The following is a 3,238-nucleotide window of genomic DNA, read 5'->3' as shown; positions in this document are numbered from 1 at the left end:
TTGTTTTACTCCTCGTCAGGCGGACACAGCCGCGATCTTGGTGGCGACGAATTCGTCGATGGAGGTGAGAGACACCAGGATGTTCGTGAGAATGTCTTCGGCGGAGATCTCCACACCGAACTGCTGTTCCAGGAATTTCATCATCCGGACGTATCCGAACGAGTCGATGACACCGGCCTTGAAAAGGTCCGTGTCGGCCGTGATGGTGTCGTCGAAATCAAACAGGAACGTGTCCTCGAGATACTTTCCGATGATGGCTTTGCTCTGCATCTGTGCCGCTCCGTTTTCTGATGGTGCGCGCCATGCGCACGAGTGATTCGCCGCCTATCTCGCTGAACTCCACCCGCGGGTCGAGTGCCAGCAGATGACGGATGCTGTCGGTCCACCGCACCGGCCGGACGAGCTGCTCGGCGAGCAGCCCGGCGACGGCACCGGATTCGTGGGGGAGCCCGGTGACGTTGGCGATCACGGGCTGCCGTGGCTCGGCGAACCGGAAGCCGGACAGGTATCGGGCGAACTCCGCCCGCGCGGGCTCCATGTACCGGGAGTGGAACGGGCCGCTGACCCGCAACGCGCTGAACCGGATCCGCCGTTGTCCGAGGCAGCGGTGGGCGGCCTCCAGGACCGGGAGGGTGCCGGAGATGACCGTCTGCGTGTCGGTGTTGAACCCGGCGAGGTCGACACCGTCGACGCCGTCCTCGTGCAGCATGTCGAGCAGCTCCGGCACGGTGACGCCGAGCACGGCGGTCATCCCGCCGCCCGACGCGGCCGCCATCAGCTCCCCTCGTTTGCGCACCAGCCGCAGACCGGTTTCGAAATCGAGGACGCCGGCGGCCAGCAGGGCGTTGTACTCACCGAGGCTGTGCCCCAGATAGAAATCGGCCGGGGTGTCCTCCCGCCGAACGCGCTCGAAATGGCGCAGCGCGTTGACCACGTACATCGCCGGTTGGGTGTATTCGGTCCGGGTCAGCAGATCGTCCGGGTCGTCGCGGCACAATTCAGCGAGGTCGTAGCCGAGGATGTCGGTGGCGAGCTGGACGAGGCCGGGATAGTGCCCGAAGACGTCGAGCCCCATTCCCTTTTCCTGGAAACCCTGCCCTGCAAAGGCAAGCGCGAGCATCTGCATCTTCCGATCACGTCAGGGCCGACGCGATGAGCGTCAGAGATGAATGGGGGAGTGCGACGTCAGGCGACCTGCCCGGTGGCCGGAGCCTCCGGCGCGGTGTCCCAGATCAGGCCCGCCCGGTAGGTCGTGCCGGCGTGGTGGGCCGAGCCGGGGTCGCCGGCCACGACGAGCGCGGCGAGCGCGGCGAGCAGCAGCAGGCCGGCGAGAATTCCGGAGATCCGGGCGGTGGCAGACATGGAGCCCTCCAGCGGGAAGTCACATTGGTCGTTCAGGAGGGCGTATCGGGGCTTCCGGTGCGAAGCCGCCGTTCCCTTGATCAATAGTTTGGGGCGGGCCCCGGGCACCGGGAAGGGATAACCGGTGGTCAGAAGCGTCCAGGACGGTTTGTGCCACACGTCCCTGCCCGCCTCGCCGGGGTGATGCCGGCCGACTACCCCGCAGTTGCCCGTCGAAGGCGGCGGGCCGGCGGGCTCACGTACTTCGATGCCCTGGGGTAGTTTCCTGGTGTCTCCGGGTGATTCCGAGTCCGGAGCCGATTGAGCGTCTACGGGGGCGTCCTCATCCTTGTCGTCACGCGGTGACGACGGTGCGGACTGAGCAACGTTGCTCGGCTCCTGAATCTTTTCCCATGCCGGCCACTGTTTCGGCGCTGCCCGTATTGCGCTTCACAGAAATGGTCAAGCCATTGACACGGGGGTTCTGTGCGAGCGTTCTCTGCTGTCCGGCCCGCGGCGGGACGAGCTCAGCAGCTGGCGTCCGTGACGCTCGCCGCCACGATCGGGAACCTCATCTCCCGGCCACTTCCCGACGCGTACGCCCGCCAGCTGGCCGAGCCCGCCCGGACGGGCCGGGCGACGCACCGGCCCCGGCGTGCAGTGAGGCAGCATGCCGGTGACTGAACGGGTCAGCTACGCCACCCTGCTGTCCTCGCCCGCCCGCCGATGGCTCCTGCTGACCGGGGCCATCTCCCGGCTGCCGCTGGCGGGTGCGGGGGTCGCCATCGTGCTGGCAGTGGGCAACAGCACCGGCTCGTACGGCGTCGGCGGAACCGCATCGGCGCTGTACGTCGTCGGCGCGTCGGTCATGGCTCCGGTCCACGGCCGCCGCATGGACCGGCTCGGGCAGCGCCGCGAGCTCATGATCGGCGCCGGCGTGCAGGTCTGCGCGCTGATCGCCCTCATGGTGGCCTGCGCGAGGCCCTTCGGCTGGCAGGTGCCCACGGTGCTCGCGGCCAGCCTGCTCGCCGGCATGGCGCAGATCGACATCGGATCCGCCGTACGGGCCCGCTGGGCGTACGCCGTGACTCAGCCCGGAGCCCGCCAGACCGCCTTCTTCCTGGAGTCCGTGGTCGACGAGATGATGTTCGTCCTGGCGCCGGTGGCGATCACCGCCATCACGATCGGCCATCCCTGGGCCTCGCCCGTCGTGGTGCTCGCCGGTCCCGCTCTCGGCTGGTTCCTGCTGGCCGCGCAGACCGCGACCGAACCACCCGCCATGGCACGGCGTGCCTCCCCCGGCGGCGTGCCCGGGAGCCGATCCGCCGTCCGCACCAAGGCCGTTGTGGCTGCTTTCGTGGGCATCGGCGCCTACCTGGGCTCGATCGAGATTCTGCTGGTCGCGCTCGCGGACGGCGCGGGCCACCCCGCCTGGGCGGGTATCTCCCTGGCGGCCTGGGCCATCGGCAGCGCGAGCGCGGCCCTGTTCGCCGGGCCACGGCTCGGGCAGATCGCCCCCCAGCGGCTGTTCGTCCCGGCCATGGCCTGGATGACCGGCTGCGGCCTGCTGCTCCCGCTCGCCCGGTCACCGGTGCTGCTGGCCGTCGCCTGCCTGCTGGCCGGCGTCGGTGCGGCACCGGCCCTCAGCGCCGGTTTCTCCCTGCTCAGCAACCCGGAGACCGGCGCCGCCGAGGGCATGACCTGGGCCTCCGCCGGAATGGGCGCCGGCACCACCATCGGCGCGTTCTGCGGAGGCTGGCTCGTCGACCGGGTCGCCTCCCACAACGCCTTCTGGCTGTCGGTCCTGTTCGGCCTCGGCGCCCTGCTCCTGGCCTGGCGCACCCGCCGCCCCACCCTGCCCACCCACTGACCGCGCCGGCGACGGCCGATGGGATGG

4 protein-coding genes are annotated in these 3,238 nt (G+C 69.5%); 1 reads left to right on the top strand and 3 read right to left on the bottom strand.

From position 1 onward, the window contains the following. Positions 1 to 15: 15 nt before the first annotated feature. The 3 genes from Aco04nite_RS08210 to Aco04nite_RS08200 form a co-directional block, all read right to left on the bottom strand. Entirely contained in the window at positions 16 to 270 is a 255-nt protein-coding gene (locus Aco04nite_RS08210; protein WP_212996579.1) for an acyl carrier protein, read from the bottom strand. Further along, positions 218 to 1,120, bottom strand: coding sequence for an ACP S-malonyltransferase (locus tag Aco04nite_RS08205; protein WP_280519322.1), 903 nt, complete (start codon positions 1,118 to 1,120; stop codon positions 218 to 220). Before Aco04nite_RS08205 ends, Aco04nite_RS08210 begins: the two co-directional genes overlap by 53 nt. Positions 1,121 to 1,185: 65 nt before the next feature. Continuing rightward, positions 1,186 to 1,362, bottom strand: coding sequence for a hypothetical protein (locus Aco04nite_RS08200; protein ID WP_212996577.1), 177 nt, complete (start codon positions 1,360 to 1,362; stop codon positions 1,186 to 1,188). A gap of 649 nt (positions 1,363 to 2,011) precedes the next feature. Between Aco04nite_RS08200 and Aco04nite_RS08195 the strand changes: the two genes are divergently transcribed. Continuing rightward, on the top strand, positions 2,012 to 3,211 hold the full coding sequence (locus Aco04nite_RS08195) for an MFS transporter (protein ID WP_212996576.1): 1,200 nt from the start codon (positions 2,012 to 2,014) through the stop codon (positions 3,209 to 3,211). Positions 3,212 to 3,238 lie beyond the last annotated feature (27 nt).

It is taken from the genome of Winogradskya consettensis, from assembly GCF_018332715.1.
GTDB classification, from domain to species: Bacteria; Actinomycetota; Actinomycetes; order Mycobacteriales; family Micromonosporaceae; genus Actinoplanes; species Actinoplanes consettensis.
Note: the sequence above shows the minus strand (reverse complement) of the source record. Positions and strands in the feature narration are given on the sequence as shown.